Raw genomic sequence first — 17,446 nt, forward strand, 5'->3', positions numbered from 1 at the left:
GGGATTTGTTATAGAAGCAGGAACGTTCTTAAAATTTTCTATCAGGCAATCTCATTGTTCTACATCTTACACGATTAACATACGAAATAGCCCATAGACATCAACTTTACCATATCCCCAAATATTATTGGGATAAGTTATGGTAGGGTAACGTTTTGCGCCACGTATTAGCAATTCCTTTACAATAAATCCATTGATTAATACATAATTTTGCTCAACCGCACCCCATTCTAAGACCATTGCCACAATGCCAGCTGTATGGGCGGCTGCAACACCTGTGCCAGAGACGCTACCGTAACTGTTGTTAAGAGTAGGACAGGTTAGGTTAACACCAGGAGCAGCAAGGTCAGGCTTAATTCCTCCAAGTCTTGTATATCCTCGACTTGAAAAAGTGGCAATACCTTCTGTGGTTGGATCATAAGCGGTAATGGTTGCAGGATCTTGTGAGTTTCCAGGAGAAGAGATGGTAGTATCAGGATTTGAGTTTAGAAAATACGTTTCTTCTGATATCAGATTCCCTGAGGGCAACCATACGTTAAAGTCTGATTGGGTACTTTCAATGTTTCGAACACCAAATCTCCAAATTCCTTCTTGAGCGTTGGAAAATCGCACTAAAATAAGCTGGTCGCCCGATTGGATATCAAAGATCATATTATTCACATAAAGAATAGTTGGTTCAAAGATAAAATTAATTTCAATACATTCTTCTAGCGTTGGATAAATCGGTGCAATATATTCCCCAGTCGGAGAACGTATATCCAAAGATAAACGATAGGGAACTTGCTGCCATATTTCCATAAAGAATTCTCTATCCTGATTTCCTACTTTTACTTCAAATTCAGTTGTTTCGTTTGCTAATCTTGTCGTTCCAAAGAAATGTCTTTTGGAATTACCCTCATTTCCAGCTGACGTTACTACACCAGTACTTGGAAGCCTTGTTACATAGCCCAAATATCTGCTTAAGGCTCCATACCCATCATGCCCTCCTTGACTACTTCCTAGCGCAATACATATAACCAAGGGACGATTAAGAGATTGAGCAACTGACAAACAATAACTAACTCCAAACATAATATCACTTTCCTGATAACATAGTTTATCAGCAGAAACAGATAAAATTTCCTTGTTAATTAATTTGGCTGGCTTTAATTTGGCGACAACAATTTGTGAATCTGGAACAATTCCACTAAAGTTTTCAGATACATTTGGAGTTCCTGCAATAATTCCTGCTATCATTGTGCCATGTCCGTCTAAATCCGTGGAAGGAACGATGGATAAAGGGTCATCACTTTCTAAAGCAGCATCAATTTGTGATTTTGTATACTCCGTACCAAAAGTAAAGCCAACGGGAGAAGGCCCGCCATCGTTAATGGTTTGATCCCAAATAGATATAATCTTACTAGTTCCATCTCTTCCAAGAAAAGCTTCGTGTTGATAATCAATTCCAGTATCGACTATTCCAATTAAGACACCTTGGCCATAAAGGCTAAAGTTGGGATTTAGTTGAATTTGCTGGACACCAGATTTCTCAAGACTTATAGTAGATTCTAACGTATATAGAATAGGAAATACAGAATAAGGAAAAAGTCCTTTGCCTAAACTGCATTTGTCAAAATTACTTTTCGGAACATGAAGGACAGAATTAACAAAAGCAATAGTGGTGGAGTTTACATTATTGAATAAAGGCAAAATTTCGTTATCTACCAATATGTCGATATAATCCTCACTGATTATTTCATTAGCCAATATATTCCCTCCAATATTACTCCAATAAGAATTATTTTTATATCATATGATTTGTAGTGACCAGTTATGCCCAACTCAAAATGATAAGAAGATTTTAATTGCTATGGAAATAAAATTATGATAGGGTTATAAAAGAATTTTAGTATGACGATGAAGGAGAAAAAATGATAGAGAATTTGAAACAGTCATTCTTATATCCAAGTGAAGAATTTACACCATATCCTTTCTGGTTTTGGAACGACAATTTAACAGAAGAGAAAATAACCAACCAAATTAATGACTTTTATCAAAAAGGAGTAAATGGCTTCGTCATTCATCCACGCATTGGTATTCCAAAAGAAATAGAATATTTGTCAGATGAATTTATGAAATATGTACTCCTTGCAGTAAAAGAAGCAAAAAAGCTAAATATGAAGGTAATTCTATATGACGAAGCAATGTATCCTTCGGGTTCTGCCCATGGCATGGTTGTAAAGAAGAATCCTTCTTATGCAAGTAAAGGACTAAAGGTATTGGAATATCCCTATACAAAAGAAGGGATACAACTTAATGACAAAAAAGAAGGAGAAACAATCATATCTACTCTTGCAGTTCAAAAAGTTTCAGATAATGAAATCCTTGCAGATAGTATAAAAAAAGTAGATGTAATAAACCAAAGGGTTCATTTTGACACAAAAGGAGAGGCAAACTGGGTTGTACTAGTTTTTGTTGAAACATTTACAAAAGGAAACATTCGAGGCATTCATTTTGGAGAGGATGATGGAGAACCCTTTGCACCTGCTTCTGCAGATCTTTTAAATAGCGAAGCAATGAAAGAGTTTATCAAGCTAACCCATGAACGATACTATGAAGTTCTTAGTGAATATTTTGGAGATACAATAATAGCTATGTTTACCGACGAACCTTGTATTATGGGAAGAGGGGATATGACAGGTTTGATTCCTTGGACAACTAATTTTCTTACGTATTATGTCAAGCAAGGGAATAAAGAGCTTGATTTGCCTTTTTTATTCTATCGCTCAAATGATATCGCCAATATGACAGTGAAACAGTATGAAGAAGCAATCCATAAAAAAATGGAGGAGAGCTATTATCATCCGATTTATACGTGGTGTGAACAGCATAAAATAGCTCAGACGGGTCACCCACATGAAAGTGATGATATTGGATTTTTAAAGTATTTTCATATTCCAGCACAAGACATAGTGTGGCGCTGGGTTGCTCCAGAGAATGGATTAGCAATTAGGGGACAACATAGTACCATGGCAAAGTGTACATCAGATAGTGCAAGACATCGTAACGTGCGACGAAATGGGAATGAGTGTTTTGCTTGTTGTGGCATAGACAATATTGAATGGGCTTTTACAGCAGAAGATATGAAGTGGTACATGGACTGGATGTTTGTAAGAGGGGTGAATTTATTATTTCCTCATGCATTCTATTACTCTATCGATGGCCCTAGACGAATAGGAGAAAGACCTCCCGATGTTGGACCAAATAACATTTGGTGGCCATTTTATAATCAAATTTCTGATTATTGTAAGCGAATGTGCGAATTAATAACGGATGCAGTAAATCAAGCGCAAATAGCAGTTTTGTGTGGGACACGTAATTTGCCTTGGAAAATTGTAACCTCTTTATACGAGAATCAAATAGAATTTAATTATCTCGAAAACGAACTCTTTACATCTACACAGTGTAGAATAGAAGGAGGACAGCTTAAGATAGAAAAACAAAATTATCGCATCATACTAATTGAGGATTACGAATTAATCAATGAAAGCAATAAAAAGAAGCTTACGCAGTGTATAAAAGAGGGAATTAAAATTATTGTATTACATAACGAAAAGTCAGAAAAGATAGCTGGAATGATAGAGTTAGATAAGGTGGAAAATGCAGCAGATATTGTAGTAAAATATTTAAAAAGAGATTTTGTAACAAAGACTCCTGTAAAGGAGCTTCGAATGACACATCTAAAAAAAGGTGACTGTGAATTCTATTATTTTGTAAATGAAGGAGAAGAAGCAATTAAAACAGACGCTACGATTCATACCATAGGTACGATTGAAAAATGGGATGCAATGCTTGGTGAAATAAAAAAAATAGACATCGTTAAGGAAATAAATGAAGATAGTATGAAAATCGAGTTAGTGCTGAAAAGACGAGAAGCAGTGATTTACTATATTAAGAAAGAAACATTACCAACGATTAAGAAAATATATCAAGAACCAGAATGTACAACGATTGATTTAAAGGATTCATGGAGAATGGGGACGACGTTAGATTCTATGAAAGAAAACAATGAACTGATACCCTTTAATGAAATCGAAGAATACAAGCATTTTTCAGGAACAATGCTTTATCAGACTACTTTTTCTTTTGAAGGCAGAGAAAAGCAGTTTATTGAATTGGATTTGGGGCAGGTACATGAAATTGCACAGGTTAGTTTAAATGGAAAGCAATTAAAGGCAGCATTGTGGGGGCCATATGTCTTTGATATTTCCAACATACTAATAAATGGCATGAATACACTTTGCATTGAAGTGAGGAATACAAGGTCCAATCAGATTTGTAAAATAAGTCGAACCTCTGGATTGATTGGACCAGTAAGAATTCATATATTTACCAAATAGGAAAATGACGTTTTATCGTTTTATTAATCAAACGACCAGAAATGTATAATAGTTCAATACTTAATAAAAGCGCTACGATTTCATATTGTGACACACTTGGTAGTGTGATACAATAAAAAGAAATATTTGTAATGATTGATTTAGAAAGGAACAAATATGAGGCTGTTAATTAAGAATGGTAGAGTGATTGATCCTGGCAGTAAACAGGATGAAGTGATGGATTTACTCATTGAAGACGGTAAAATAGTAAAAAAGAAGCTTTCGATTGAGGATAACTTAAAAGAACTTGTCACAATTGATGCAACGGGTTGTTTTGTCATGCCTGGATTTATTGATTTGCATGTGCATTTAAGAGAGCCGGGCTTTGAACAAAAAGAAACAATAGCCTCTGGTGCGAGTGCGGCAGCAAGAGGAGGATTTACAACTATTTGCGCCATGCCAAACACAAAACCTGTCATTGATAATGCGGATAAAGTGAGGTTTGTCTTAAATAAAGCGGCGCAGGTTGCACCTGTAAATGTATGCCAAGTCGGAGCAATTACAGTTTCTCAGCTTGGGGAAAAACTAGCTGATATAGAAGGGATGGCAAAGGCAGGAGCGATTGCTATTAGTGAAGATGGCAAGTCTGTCATGAATGTCAAATTATATGAAGAGGCTATGAAGCTAGCAAAAAAATGTGAGATTCCTGTAATGGCACATTGTGAAGATAAGAATTTGGTTGGTGCTGGTGTATTAAATAAAGGAGAAAAAGCCACGCAGCTTCAAGTTGAGGGAATCAGTAATCTGGTAGAGGACGTCATAATAGCCAGAGATATCATGATTGCCAAAGAAACAAATGCCAAACTTCATCTTTGCCACTGTTCTACAAAAGATAGTGTAACGCTAGTGGAAGAAGCAAAGAAAAAGGGCATACAAGTAACAGCAGAGGTTTGCCCACATCATTTTGCATTAACAGAGGACGATATTATTAATGGAGATACAAACTATAAGATGAATCCACCTCTAAGAACGAAAGAAGACGTTAAAGCTTTAAAATTGGGGCTAAAAAATGATATTATGGATGTAATAGCGACAGATCATGCTCCACATCATGAAAGTGAGAAAGCAAAGTCCTTAAAAGAAGCTCCTTTTGGAATTGTTGGACTGGAAACGGCAGTTGGGCTTACGATAACTGAGTTAGTGGATAAAGGCTATTTGACTCCGATGCAGATGGCAGAAAAGCTAAGCTATAATCCAGCTAAGATAATAGGACTTGATAAAGGAACTTTAGAAATAGGAAAAGTCGCTGATGTCGTAATTATTAACCCAGATATGGAATACACAGTAGATGTAAAAGACTTTGCATCCATGGGTAAGAATACACCTTTTGCAGGCATGAAATTAAAAGGACAAGTTATGGCTACCATCGTAAATGGCAAGGTAGTTTATCAATATACAAAATAGATGTGATAAAGGAGTAAATATGATAAATAAGCTGATTCAAAACATTCAAAAAACAAATGCACCAATTGTTGTTGGACTTGATCCGATGTTAAATTATATCCCGCCTCATATTCAAAAACGTGCGTTTGCAGAATTTGGAGAAACCTTAGAAGGTGCAGCAGAGGCAATTTGGCAATACAACAAAGAAATTGTTGATGCAGTTTATGATTTGATACCTGCAGTTAAACCACAAATAGCAATGTATGAGCAATTTGGAATCGAAGGCTTAAAGGCATTTCAAAAGACCGTTAATTACTGTAAAGAAAAGAATCTAGTTGTCATTGGTGATATTAAAAGAGGAGATATTGGCTCTACATCAGAAGCATATGCAGTAGGTCATCTTGGCAAAGTACAAGTGGGATCAAAACGCTATTCCTGCTTTGATGAAGATTTTGTAACAGTAAATCCATACCTTGGATCAGATGGAATCAAACCATTTGTGGATGTTTGTAAAGAAGAAAAAAAGGGGCTCTTTATTTTAGTTAAGACCTCAAATCAATCAAGTGGAGAGTTTCAAGACAGGTTAATTGATGGAAAGCCGTTGTATGAACACGTTGGAGAAAAAGTAGCGAAGTGGGGAGAAGATTGTATGGGAGATTCCTATAGCTACATTGGAGCGGTAGTCGGAGCGACTTATCCTAAGATGGGTGAAATACTTCGAAAAATCATGCCAAAATCGTTCATACTTGTGCCTGGTTATGGAGCACAGGGTGGAAAAGCAGAGGATTTAAAACCTTATTTTAACGAAGATGGTTTGGGTGCAATCATTAACTCCTCCAGAGGAATTATTGCTGCATATAAGCAAGAAGCATATAAGCATTTTGGAGAGACAGCTTTTGCAGATGCTTCAAGACAAGCAGTACTTGATATGATAGCGGATATTAATCAGGCCATTGGGAGATAACAATTATGAATATGTCAGAAAAATTTCAAGAAACAGCATTGATTTTGAGTCAGGATACATTAGCAACTGGTGTTTATAGCATGTGGATAAAGACAAAGAAGATTGCTAAAGCAGCAAAACCTGGGCAGTTTATTTCGGTTTATTGCAAGGACGGTAGCAGGTTGCTTCCAAGACCTATTAGCATTTGTGAAATAGATAAAGAGAGAAACGCGTTAAGAATTGTATATCGAGTTTTAGGAAAGGGAACCGAAGAATTTGCAACTTATCAGGTAGGAGATGAGATAAGAATTCTTGGCCCGCTTGGGAATGGATTTCCAATCACAGATAAAAACGCAATTATAATTGGTGGAGGAATTGGTATTCCACCTATGGTTGAGCTTGCCAAGGCATTAAAAGGTGAAAAATATATTGTTTCAGGATATCGTGATGAAATATTTTTACAAGATGATTTAAAGAAATATGGAGAACTTTTTATAGCAACAGAGGATGGAAGTATTGGTACCAAAGGAACCGTCATTGATGTCATAAAGGAAAATAAGTTAAAAGCGTCAGTTATTTATGCCTGTGGACCAACTCCAATGCTAAAAGCAGTCAAAGCATATGCGATGGAGCATGATATCGAGGCATGGTTATCTTTGGAAGAAAAGATGGCATGTGGGATTGGTGCCTGTTTAGCGTGTGTTTGCAAATCCAAAGAAAAAGATGAACACACCAATGTTCATAATAAAAGAGTATGTAAAGAAGGCCCTGTATTCTTAGCGACGGAGGTGGAGTTTGAATGAATCTAAAAGTTAATCTAGCAGGAGTGGAGTTTCAAAATCCTGTTATGACAGCCTCTGGTACGTTTGGATCAGGTGAAGAATATAGTGAATTTGTTGATTTGAATAGACTAGGTGCAGTTATTACTAAAGGAGTTTCCAATGTTGCTTGGGCGGGCAATCCTACTCCTAGAATTGCCGAAACAAATGGTGGAATGATGAATGCAATTGGTCTTCAAAATCCAGGCGTAGAAATCTTTGCAAAGAGAGACATTCCATTCCTTAAGAAGTTTGATACAAAGATTATTGTAAATGTATGTGGAAAAACCACAAAGGATTACTGTGAGGTTGTGGAAAGACTTGCAGATGAGCCTGTGGATATGCTAGAAATTAACATATCTTGTCCAAATGTAAAAGAGGGAGGCATTGCATTTGGTCAAAATAGTAATTCTGTGGAAGCCATTACAAAAGAAGTAAAAAAATATGCAAAGCAGCCAATTATTATGAAGCTAAGCCCAAATGTCACTGATATTACAGAAACTGCAAGAGCAGCAGAAGCTGGTGGCGCAGATGTTTTATCCCTGATTAATACACTGACAGGCATGAAGATTGATGTGAATAAAAGATGCTTTGCTCTAGCCAATAAGACAGGGGGATTATCAGGTCCAGCTATCAAGCCAATCGCAGTTCGCATGGTTTATCAGGTTGCAAATGCAGTAAAGCTTCCAATTATTGGAATGGGAGGGATTGCAACCTATGAAGATGCATTAGAATTTATTCTTGCAGGAGCAAGCGCCGTGTCTGTTGGAACAGCTAATTTTGCAAATCCCTATGCGACAATTGAAGTACTGGAGGGAATGCAAAGTTATATGAAGCAGCATAGTATTCAAGAGATAAAAGAGTTAGTCGGAGCAGTAAAGTAAGTAAAGAGAAAAGAGGAATGATACGGTGAACGATTATAAGAAAGAATTTATAGAGTTTATGGTGGATTGTGGTGTACTTAAGTTTGGAGATTTTGTTACGAAAAGTGGAAGAAAGACACCGTTTTTTGTAAATACGGGCTTTTATCGAACAGGTGCGCAACTTAGAAAGCTTGGTGGATATTATGCGCAGGCGATTCATGATAAGTTTGGAGTGGATTTTGATGTGTTATTTGGGCCAGCTTACAAAGGAATTCCATTAACCGTAGCAACCACCATGCAAATCAGTGAAAAATATAATAAAGACATCAAATACTGTTCCAATCGTAAAGAAGTAAAAGATCATGGAGATACTGGTATTTTACTTGGAAGTCCTATCTCGGATGGAGATAGAGTAATTATCATTGAAGACGTAACAACAGCAGGAACCTCCATTCAAGAAACCTTACCAATTATGAAAGCACAGGGGAATGTAGATGTAATAGGACTGGTTGTATCAGTGGATCGAATGGAACGAGGACAAAAAGAAAAAAGTGCTTTGGCTGAGATCCAAGAAACTTATAACATCAAGACAACTGCAATTGTAACAATGGAGGAAGTAGTTGAGCATTTGTATAATAAACCTTATAACGGTAAGGTGATAATCGATGATAATCTGAAACGTGCAATTGATGCATACTATGAGCAATATGGCGTAAAATAGTTTAGGAGGTGTATTAATATGGGTGAAAAAGCGTATAAATCAATGAGCAGAGTAGGAGCGTTGAATATTACGGTCGGAATCGTTGTGTTGGTTCTAGGAGTGGTTTCAGGTATCTTACTTATTGTTGGTGGAGGCAGACTTCATAAAAATAAATCAGAAATAATGTTTTAAATATAACAAAGTGGATAAGAAAGGGACAAAGCCTACTTGTCCACTTTGTTACTAAGAGGTTTGCATTAAGCTTTAGCTGTAATACGAAAAGTGCTGGAAAAGAGGAAGTGAATTTGAAAGAGAAAGAAGCAAATAAGGTAAAAAAGATAGGAACTTTGCTTTTTATTATATATATAATTTTCTTGGTATATTTCTTGTTTTTTGCAGAAAGCATGGGAAGAACCATTTATGATAGAAAATATTCTTATAATCTTATTTTATTTAAGGAGATTAAAAGATTTATAAAATATAGACGAGAACTTGGAATGATGGCTGTATTTACCAATATTTTTGGGAATATCATCTGTTTTATCCCTTTTGGATGTATGCTTCCAGTCCTTAGCACAAAAATGAGAAAGCTTTCTTTGGTTACTTTAGTTAGTTTTGAGTTAAGCTTAGTGATAGAAGTGACCCAACTCATTTTTAAAGTAGGAAGCTTTGATGTTGATGATTTGGTACTGAATACAATTGGGGGAGTTATCGGATATCTCCTATTTGATCAGGCGGTAAAAATATATAGAAAGTGGTTAAAAAAGTGAAACGGAGAAAAAAATATATAAAGTTTACGGATAAAAGCCATGCAGTAAATGGTGTTGTTTCTACTATTCTTGGGAGTATATCCATTATATTCATGTTAGCTTTGGTGATGTTTTCCTATATGTATAAAGGAGAAGCAGGTATTTATATCGGCTCGATTGGCTTAATGGCATTCATCATTGCGCTTGTTGGTTTGGGAAAGGGAATCAAAAGCTTCCAAGAAAGGGAGCGTTATTATCTTTTTTCCAAAATCGGTTCCATTTTAAATGCTATAATCATCACCTTGTGGATTGCTATTTATGTGATAGGAACTTGGTATCTATAATAAATAGAATGAGATTGTATGGATACACGCAGTAATTTTGAACTAAAGGAGAAGTATTATGAAGTATTATGAGTTATTTAAAGAAGAAAATGACAATATTATGGAAAGATATGAGCTTTCCATGGAAAGAATAGAGAGTATATTGGATGAAAACAGTGTGGATATGCCATTTCTTGATTTTTTTCATAGAACAGCTAGGTTTATATTGCAAATAAAAGACCTAGTTAAAATGGTTCAACAAGATGAACTCAAACAGAAAACATTGGATGAGTTAAAGACACTAAATCATGCATTATATGAAGAAATTTTAGGACCAAACTATGATAAGAGTTATGCCAATCCAACATATGCGGTGAAAATGCTTGGTGAGGATTATGCGACATATCTAAGCTTTTTATATGCTGAAATAAGAGGTATGATTGTGTATGCATTTGAAAGTAGATTAACGGATATTACAATTCATAATGAATTATTTATTGAAATCTACAACCTATTTGAACAAGTGCAAGACTTATCCGTGGAAAAAGTAAAGAGTGTCTTGTATTGGTTTGTTAGTGATTATTCCGATATGACGGTAGAGTATAGAATTAGAGAGCAACTTGATACGGATTTATCTTTTGCGACTGATATCATTTTAAATAGTGATTTAAATGATATACGCTATTTGTATCAATTTGGTGAATTCGTAACAGAGAATGAAATAAAAACAGCAATGCATTTAAATTCTATGAGCGAAGAACAAATTGATGCTATGGCAAGAACCTATACACAAGGATATCGTATGGGCTTTATACTAGGAAATAAGGATCTTTCTAAAAAAGAAATTGTGAATATTCGATATCATTTAGGATTTGAACGTATTGTAAAAAGAGCCATTGAACAGTTTAAAGAAATGGGCCTACGTCCTGCCATTCATCGATCGGCCGTTAATTCGATTAATAAAAAACAGCATCATAGATTAGGTTATTATGGAGCGATTCCAAACAAGCAATTTGATTATGATCATAAAGCGGACAATGCCATTTACCTTGACAAAGCATTTGTGGAAAGGAAGCTAGGTGTTCTTAAAGTTTCCTATGAAAAATATAAAAAAGAGGCATCTAAATTTGCAGGACCAGCAGTGATGGAGATATTTGGAGAACATCCTTTTGCTCCAATTAGTAAGAAAGAATGTTTTCGTTTATCTGACAAACAGCAAAAGCTTTCGGTTGAATATGATAGGGAATCTGGACAGATTACAAATCAATACATCAAAGGAGAAGAAAGAAGCTTTACAATCATTGCCTATCCAATTCCAGATATTGGAGAAAATTACGAAGAAATCTTTGATGAAATCGTTAAGATTAATACACTAGATTATAAATTATATGAAGGAATACAGCAAATTATAATTGATGCTCTTGACCGAGGCACACATGTTGTCATTAAAGGAAGAAATGGAAATCGTACCAATCTTACCGTACAATTAAATACATTAAAGGACAAAAACAAAGAAACCAATTTTGAAAACTGTGTTGCAGATGTAAATATACCAGTTGGGGAAGTATTTACATCTCCAAAGCTTACAGGAACAAATGGTATCTTGCACGTAAGCCAAGTGTATTTAAATGAATTAAAATATGTAGATTTGGAAATAGAATTTGAAGATGGTAAAATAAAAGACTATCGATGCAAAAATTTTGAAACAGAAGCTGAGAATAAAAAATTCATCAAGGAGAACCTATTATATAATCACGAAACACTTCCAATGGGAGAATTTGCCATAGGAACGAACACAACTGCTTATATGGTGGCGAAAAAATACGACATTGCGGATAAACTTCCTATCTTAATTGCAGAAAAGATGGGACCTCACTTTGCAGTAGGAGACACCTGCTATAGTTGGTCAGAAGATAATGTGATATACAATCCAAATAAAAAAGAGATTGTAGCAAAAGATAACGAGATTTCTATTTTAAGAAAAGAAGATATAAGTAAGGCGTATTTTAACTGTCATACAGACATTACCCTTCCTTATGAAGAATTAGGAGAGATAGCAGTTGTTACAGAAAATGGGGATATGATTACCATTATAAAAGATTCTCGTTTTGTATTAGAAGGAACCCAAGAATTAAATAAACCATTTGACGTGATTGAATAAAGCACGTATTACTCCGTTTTACAAAAAAGGTTTTAATGCCAAGTAAAGCGGAGTTTTCCTTATATTCACAGTATCAAAAGATTCTTAATATTGATTAGAAAATCTAATAGGAGAATGCTTTGAAAACAGTTGACTACTTTCGAAAGACCTAGTAAAATTACTTATAAATAAAGTTATATTTAGCAATTAGACTTATAAGAAAAATTGTTTTTTAAGGAGAACGTCATGAAAAGAATCGGTATCATAGGTGGTGGACAGTTAGGAAAAATGATGATTTTAGATGCAAAAAGACTGGATTATTATTTTGTTATCTTAGACCCTACATTCAATTGTCCTGCACATAGCATCGCAGATGAACATATTGTTGCTAGCTTCGATGATCACGAGGCAATCAAGCAACTAGCAAGTCAAACCGATGTAGTTACCTATGAATTTGAACATATCAGTTTAAAAGCCTTACAAGAACTTGAAGCTATGGGGCATCAGGTTTATCCTACTAGTAAGACTTTGTCCTATATTCAAAATAAATACACGCAAAATAATTGGCTCAGAGAGCATCACATACCAATCCCAGATTATATATTGATTTCAAATAAAGAAGAGCTATTAAAAGCGCATGAGACCTTTGGATATCCAATGATACTTAAGACTTGTACGGGAGGATATGATGGAAAAGGAAATGCAGTTATTTTAAAAGCAGGGGAAGAAGAAGCTGCTTATGAAGCACTAGGTGCTGGGCGAATTCCTCTTATGATAGAAGAATTTATTCCCTTTAAAAAAGAAGTATCAATATTAGCATGTAGAAGTATTCATGGTGAGATTGCAGTCTTTCCAGTGGCAGAAAATGTGCATAAAAATAGCATTTTAGATGAAACCATTGTTCCGGCTCAGATTACAGAGCAAGCGAAAGAAGAAGCGTTTCAAGTTGCAAAAGCCTGCCTAGAAGCGTTTGATGCATACGGGATGATATGCATTGAGTTATTTGTGACTAAGGATGATAAAATACTAGTTAATGAATTAGCTCCAAGACCACATAATTCTGGCCATTATACGATAGAAGGATGCTATACTTCTCAATTTGAACAACACATTCGAGCAATTCTTGGATTGCCACTTGGTAATCCAAATCTAATAAAACCAACCGCCATGAAAAATATCATCGGTGATAAAACGGGAGAGGCACAGTTAAAGGGACTGAAAGAAGCATATCGTTATGGCAACGTAAAGGTTCACATCTATGGGAAAGAAACCGTTTCAATTGGCAGAAAAATGGGACACATAACAGCAACAGGTGAGACAATAGAAGAAGCACTTTCTTATGTACGAGGTGCGTTTGATCAGTTAAGTTATTAGTGAGGAGCATTTGGTTTAACTTAGAATGGAGGAAGTTATGAACAGTGTAGTTGGAATTATCATGGGAAGCGATTCAGATTTACCAGTGATGTCGAAGGCGGCTGAAATGCTTGATCAGCTTTTGATACCTTATGAACTTAGTATTGTATCAGCACATCGTACGCCAGATAAATTATATCGTTATGCAAAGACAGCAAAGGAAAAAGGATTAAAGGTTATCATAGCAGGAGCAGGAGGAGCAGCTCATTTACCTGGTATGGTAGCATCTATGACTACGCTTCCAGTTATTGGTGTGCCAGTACAGACAAAGTCATTAGGTGGAGTGGATTCACTTTATTCAATTGTTCAGATGCCACCAGGAATACCAGTGGCTACCGTAGCAATTAATGGTGCTCTTAATGCAGGGTTACTGGCGGCAAAAATTCTTGCAACAAATGATGAAGAATTATCAAAAAGAGTAGAGACTTATGCAAAAAGTCTGGAAGATATGGTAGAAAATAAGTCTTTCAAATTAGAAGAATTAAAATACAAAGCATACTTAGAACAAATGTAGATATAAAAAGGGAAACCAAACAAATACAGTTTGACCTAATCTAGGAGGAAGAAAAATGGATTACAAAAAAGCAGGCGTAGATATTGAAGCAGGATATCAATCAGTTGAGTTAATGAAAGAGCATATAAAAAAGACAATGCGTCCAGAAGTTTTAACGAATATTGGAGGGTTTTCGGGTGCCTTTTCAATGGAGGCATTTAAAAATATGGAAAAGCCTACCTTAGTGTCAGGAACCGATGGGGTAGGAACAAAGTTAAAGCTTGCATTTCTTTTAGACAAGCATGATACGATTGGCATTGACTGTGTTGCTATGTGTGTCAACGACATTGCCTGTGCAGGTGGGGAACCATTATTTTTCTTAGATTATATTGCTTGCGGAAAGAATGTACCAGAGAAAATTGCTACGATTGTAAAAGGTGTAGCCGAAGGTTGCAGCCAGTCAAATGCGGCATTAATTGGTGGTGAAACAGCAGAGATGCCAGGCTTTTATCCAGAAGATGAATATGATTTAGCTGGCTTTGCAGTTGGAGTGGTAGATGAAAAAGATTTAATTACTGGAAAAGAATTACAAGCGGAGGATGTATTGATTGGAATAAAATCCTCAGGTGTGCATAGCAATGGTTTTTCCCTCGTTAGAAAAGTATTTGATATGACAACAGATTCCTTAAATACGCATTATAAAGAACTTAATCAAACGTTAGGAGAAGCGTTGTTAGCGCCAACTAAAATATATGTAAAGGCACTTAGAAATGTAAAGAATGCAAACGTAAGAATAAAAGCATGCAGCCATATTACAGGGGGAGGTTTTTATGAAAATGTACCTAGAATGCTTCCAGAAGGAAAACATGCGGTAATTCGAAAGGATAGCTATGAAGTACCTGCTATTTTTAAGTTATTGGCTAGTAAAGGTGAAATTGCAGAAGAGATGATGTATAACACCTATAATATGGGAATTGGAATGATTCTAGCAGTGAAAAAAGAGGACGTTGAAAAGACACTACAAGCAATTAAAGAAGCAAACGAAGAAGCCGTAATCATTGGACATATTGAAGATGGCAAAACAGGAGTAACATTATGCTAAAGATAGCAGTACTTGTATCTGGTGGGGGGACCAATTTACAAGCAATTATTGATGGAATTAATCATAAAACAATAACCAATGCTAAGATTGAGGTAGTAGTCAGCAACAACAAAGGTGCATATGCATTAGAGCGAGCAAAACAAAATAACATAAAGGCAGAATGTGTGTCTCCAAAGGATTTTAAGTCAAGGCAGTTATTTAATGAAGCCTTGCTAGAAAGAATTGATTCTTATCAGGTTGATTTAATCGTACTTGCAGGATTCTTAGTTGTATTACCTGAAAAGATGATAAAGGCGTATACGAATCGAATCATTAACGTTCATCCGTCCCTAATACCTGCATTTTGTGGCATAGGATTTTATGGACTGAACGTTCATGAGTCAGTTCTTAATCGAGGCGTAAAAGTAACAGGTGCAACAGTACATTTTGTAGATGAAGGTACAGACACAGGACCGATTATTCTTCAAAAAGCGGTAGAAGTAAAGCAAGGAGATACTCCAAAGACATTACAACAAAGAGTGATGGAAGAAGCGGAATGGTCTATTTTGCCAGAAGCAATTCATTTAATTGCTAATCATAAAGTAGAAGTAATAGAAGGAAAAGCTGTTATTTATAAATAAGGAGCAAAGGAGGAAGGAAATGAAAGTATTAATTGTTGGAGGAGGCGGAAGGGAACATGCTATCGCAAGGCAGGTTGCCCAAAGCAAGAAGGTAGATAAAATATATTGTGCCCCAGGTAATGCTGGAATTGAGGAATATGCAGAATGCATTAATATAGGAGTTATGGAGTTTGATAAGCTAGTCTCTTTTGCAAAAGAAAAAGAGATTGACCTAACAGTGATAGGACCAGATGATCCTTTGGTAGGTGGAATAGTAGATCCTTTTGAGGCAGCAGGATTACGTGTATTTGGACCAAGGAAAAATGCTGCCATTTTAGAAGGGTCTAAAGCTTTTTCAAAAGATCTTATGAAAAAATACAAGATTCCAACCGCTGCCTATGAAACGTTTGAGAATCCAGATGCGGCAATTGCTTATTTAGAACAAGCCCAATATCCGATTGTATTAAAAGCAGATGGCTTAGCACTTGGTAAGGGCGTATTAATCTGTAATACCTTAGAAGAAGCCAAAGACGGAGTAAAACTCATGATGCTTGATATGCAGTTTGGTGAAGCGGGAAGTCGTATCGTAGTGGAAGAATTTATGACAGGAAGAGAAGTATCTGTTTTAGCTTTTGTGGATGGAAAAACCATTAAGACCATGACATCTGCGCAAGATCACAAAAGAGCCGAAGATGGTGATAAAGGGTTAAATACAGGAGGAATGGGAACTTTTTCTCCAAGTCCTTTTTATACAAAGGAAGTTGATGATTTTTGCAATCAGTATATTTACCAAGCTACAGTGGATGCTTTGGCTTTAGAGGGAAGAGAATTTAAGGGAATAATTTTCTTTGGTCTTATGCTGACTGAAAAAGGACCAAGGGTATTAGAATATAATGCACGTTTTGGAGATCCAGAAGCACAGGTGGTACTTCCAAGAATGAAAAATGATATAGTTGAAGTATTTGAAGCATGTATTGATGGAACACTAGATTCAATTGATTTAGAATTTGAAGACAATGCCGCAGTTTGCGTTGTGTTAGCATCCAAGGGTTATCCCGTTTCATATGAAAAAGGAAAGGTTATTAAAGGCCTTGAGTCTTTCAAAGAAAAAGAAGGATACTATGTATTTCATGCTGGCACATCAAAGACAGAGGATAAAATTGTAACAAATGGGGGACGCGTTCTTGGTGTAACGGCAAAAGGTATTGACTTAAAGCAAGCAAGAGCCAATGCTTACGAAGCGACCAAATGGATAGATTTTTCCAATAAATATTGTAGAAGTGATATAGGAAAAGCAATTGACGAAGTATAAATATTCTAAGTATGACAGAGAAGGTTATCGAACTCTGTCATATTTTGTATTATTTTGCGATAAAAACAAGACTATTTTAATAAATTGTATTGAAATAAAAACAATAAATGATATAATAATATTAAAGTTAGAATAATCTCTAGCTTTAAGTTTTACAAGTTATTGCAAACGTTTGCAGATGAGGGAAGAT

The 17,446-nt window shown here is 35.7% G+C and carries 16 protein-coding genes; 15 read left to right on the plus strand and 1 reads right to left on the minus strand.

Going from position 1 to position 17,446, the window contains the following annotated elements; translation table 11 throughout:
* Window positions 1-66: 66 nt before the first annotated feature.
* Window positions 67-1,746: a S8 family peptidase gene (locus F7O84_RS00540; RefSeq protein WP_243140774.1), complete on the minus strand. Its 1,680-nt coding sequence runs from the start codon at window positions 1,744-1,746 to the stop codon at window positions 67-69.
* A gap of 164 nt (window positions 1,747-1,910) precedes the next feature.
* Between F7O84_RS00540 and F7O84_RS00545 the strand changes: the two genes are divergently transcribed.
* The 15 genes from F7O84_RS00545 (at window position 1,911) to purD (ending at window position 17,256) form a co-directional block, all read left to right on the plus strand.
* A complete protein-coding gene (locus F7O84_RS00545) occupies window positions 1,911-4,379 on the plus strand; it encodes a glycosylhydrolase-like jelly roll fold domain-containing protein (protein WP_151140646.1) in 2,469 nt (822 codons plus the stop codon).
* Between the two features lie 156 nt (window positions 4,380-4,535).
* The gene (locus F7O84_RS00550; protein WP_151140650.1) at window positions 4,536-5,822 is read left to right on the plus strand and encodes a dihydroorotase; all 1,287 of its coding nucleotides are present in this window, start codon (window positions 4,536-4,538) and stop codon (window positions 5,820-5,822) included.
* Between the two features lie 19 nt (window positions 5,823-5,841).
* Complete coding sequence (gene pyrF / locus F7O84_RS00555) at window positions 5,842-6,765, plus strand: orotidine-5'-phosphate decarboxylase (RefSeq protein WP_151140653.1); 924 nt, start codon at window positions 5,842-5,844, stop codon at window positions 6,763-6,765.
* An 11-nt stretch (window positions 6,766-6,776) separates the two neighbouring features.
* Window positions 6,777-7,547, plus strand: coding sequence for a dihydroorotate dehydrogenase electron transfer subunit (locus F7O84_RS00560; protein ID WP_151140771.1), 771 nt, complete (start codon window positions 6,777-6,779; stop codon window positions 7,545-7,547).
* Window positions 7,544-8,446, plus strand: coding sequence for a dihydroorotate dehydrogenase (locus F7O84_RS00565; RefSeq protein WP_151140656.1), 903 nt, complete (start codon window positions 7,544-7,546; stop codon window positions 8,444-8,446). The genes F7O84_RS00560 and F7O84_RS00565 overlap by 4 nt, the downstream gene beginning before the upstream one ends.
* A 25-nt stretch (window positions 8,447-8,471) precedes the next feature.
* On the plus strand, window positions 8,472-9,146 hold the full coding sequence (gene pyrE / locus F7O84_RS00570; protein ID WP_151140658.1) for an orotate phosphoribosyltransferase: 675 nt from the start codon (window positions 8,472-8,474) through the stop codon (window positions 9,144-9,146).
* Window positions 9,147-9,164: 18 nt separating this feature from the next.
* Complete coding sequence (locus tag F7O84_RS18895) at window positions 9,165-9,317, plus strand: hypothetical protein (protein ID WP_192451608.1); 153 nt, start codon at window positions 9,165-9,167, stop codon at window positions 9,315-9,317.
* Window positions 9,318-9,424: 107 nt separating this feature from the next.
* Window positions 9,425-9,895, plus strand: coding sequence for a VanZ family protein (locus tag F7O84_RS00575; protein WP_420886614.1), 471 nt, complete (start codon window positions 9,425-9,427; stop codon window positions 9,893-9,895).
* Window positions 9,892-10,218: a DUF6142 family protein gene (locus F7O84_RS00580; protein WP_151140663.1), complete on the plus strand. Its 327-nt coding sequence runs from the start codon at window positions 9,892-9,894 to the stop codon at window positions 10,216-10,218. Before F7O84_RS00575 ends, F7O84_RS00580 begins: the two co-directional genes overlap by 4 nt.
* 58 nt (window positions 10,219-10,276) lie before the next feature.
* Entirely contained in the window at window positions 10,277-12,358 is a 2,082-nt protein-coding gene (locus tag F7O84_RS00585; protein ID WP_151140666.1) for an aminopeptidase, read from the plus strand.
* Window positions 12,359-12,583: 225 nt separating this feature from the next.
* Window positions 12,584-13,711: a 5-(carboxyamino)imidazole ribonucleotide synthase gene (locus F7O84_RS00590; protein ID WP_151140669.1), complete on the plus strand. Its 1,128-nt coding sequence runs from the start codon at window positions 12,584-12,586 to the stop codon at window positions 13,709-13,711.
* A 37-nt stretch (window positions 13,712-13,748) separates the two neighbouring features.
* A complete protein-coding gene (gene purE, locus F7O84_RS00595; RefSeq protein WP_151140672.1) occupies window positions 13,749-14,264 on the plus strand; it encodes a 5-(carboxyamino)imidazole ribonucleotide mutase in 516 nt (171 codons plus the stop codon).
* 55 nt (window positions 14,265-14,319) lie between these two features.
* Window positions 14,320-15,345 carry a phosphoribosylformylglycinamidine cyclo-ligase gene (purM, locus tag F7O84_RS00600; RefSeq protein WP_151140675.1) on the plus strand — a complete coding sequence of 342 codons (1,026 nt, stop codon included), beginning with the start codon at window positions 14,320-14,322 and terminating at the stop codon, window positions 15,343-15,345.
* Entirely contained in the window at window positions 15,339-15,965 is a 627-nt protein-coding gene (gene purN, locus F7O84_RS00605; protein ID WP_151140678.1) for a phosphoribosylglycinamide formyltransferase, read from the plus strand. The genes purM and purN overlap by 7 nt, the downstream gene beginning before the upstream one ends.
* 19 nt (window positions 15,966-15,984) lie before the next feature.
* On the plus strand, window positions 15,985-17,256 hold the full coding sequence (gene purD / locus F7O84_RS00610) for a phosphoribosylamine--glycine ligase (protein ID WP_151140681.1): 1,272 nt from the start codon (window positions 15,985-15,987) through the stop codon (window positions 17,254-17,256).
* Window positions 17,257-17,446 lie beyond the last annotated feature (190 nt).

The organism is Candidatus Galacturonatibacter soehngenii, from assembly GCF_008830185.1.
In the GTDB taxonomy this organism is placed as follows: domain Bacteria; phylum Bacillota; class Clostridia; order Lachnospirales; family Lachnospiraceae; genus Lachnotalea; species Lachnotalea soehngenii.

Bases quoted from the DNA above. Each gene is read 5' to 3' on its own strand.
- purM (WP_151140675.1), top strand. From the start codon at position 14,320: ATGGATTACAAAAAAGCAGGCGTAGATATTGAAGCAGGATATCAATCA.
- F7O84_RS00550 (WP_151140650.1), top strand. From the start codon at position 4,536: ATGAGGCTGTTAATTAAGAATGGTAGAGTGATTGATCCTGGCAGTAAA.
- F7O84_RS00590 (WP_151140669.1), top strand. From the start codon at position 12,584: ATGAAAAGAATCGGTATCATAGGTGGTGGACAGTTAGGAAAAATGATG.
- F7O84_RS18895 (WP_192451608.1), top strand. From the start codon at position 9,165: ATGGGTGAAAAAGCGTATAAATCAATGAGCAGAGTAGGAGCGTTGAAT.
- F7O84_RS00545 (WP_151140646.1), top strand. From the start codon at position 1,911: ATGATAGAGAATTTGAAACAGTCATTCTTATATCCAAGTGAAGAATTT.
- purD (WP_151140681.1), top strand. From the start codon at position 15,985: ATGAAAGTATTAATTGTTGGAGGAGGCGGAAGGGAACATGCTATCGCA.
- F7O84_RS00585 (WP_151140666.1), top strand. From the start codon at position 10,277: ATGAAGTATTATGAGTTATTTAAAGAAGAAAATGACAATATTATGGAA.
- pyrF (WP_151140653.1), top strand. From the start codon at position 5,842: ATGATAAATAAGCTGATTCAAAACATTCAAAAAACAAATGCACCAATT.
- purN (WP_151140678.1), top strand. From the start codon at position 15,339: ATGCTAAAGATAGCAGTACTTGTATCTGGTGGGGGGACCAATTTACAA.
- purE (WP_151140672.1), top strand. From the start codon at position 13,749: ATGAACAGTGTAGTTGGAATTATCATGGGAAGCGATTCAGATTTACCA.
- F7O84_RS00560 (WP_151140771.1), top strand. From the start codon at position 6,777: ATGTCAGAAAAATTTCAAGAAACAGCATTGATTTTGAGTCAGGATACA.
- F7O84_RS00565 (WP_151140656.1), top strand. From the start codon at position 7,544: ATGAATCTAAAAGTTAATCTAGCAGGAGTGGAGTTTCAAAATCCTGTT.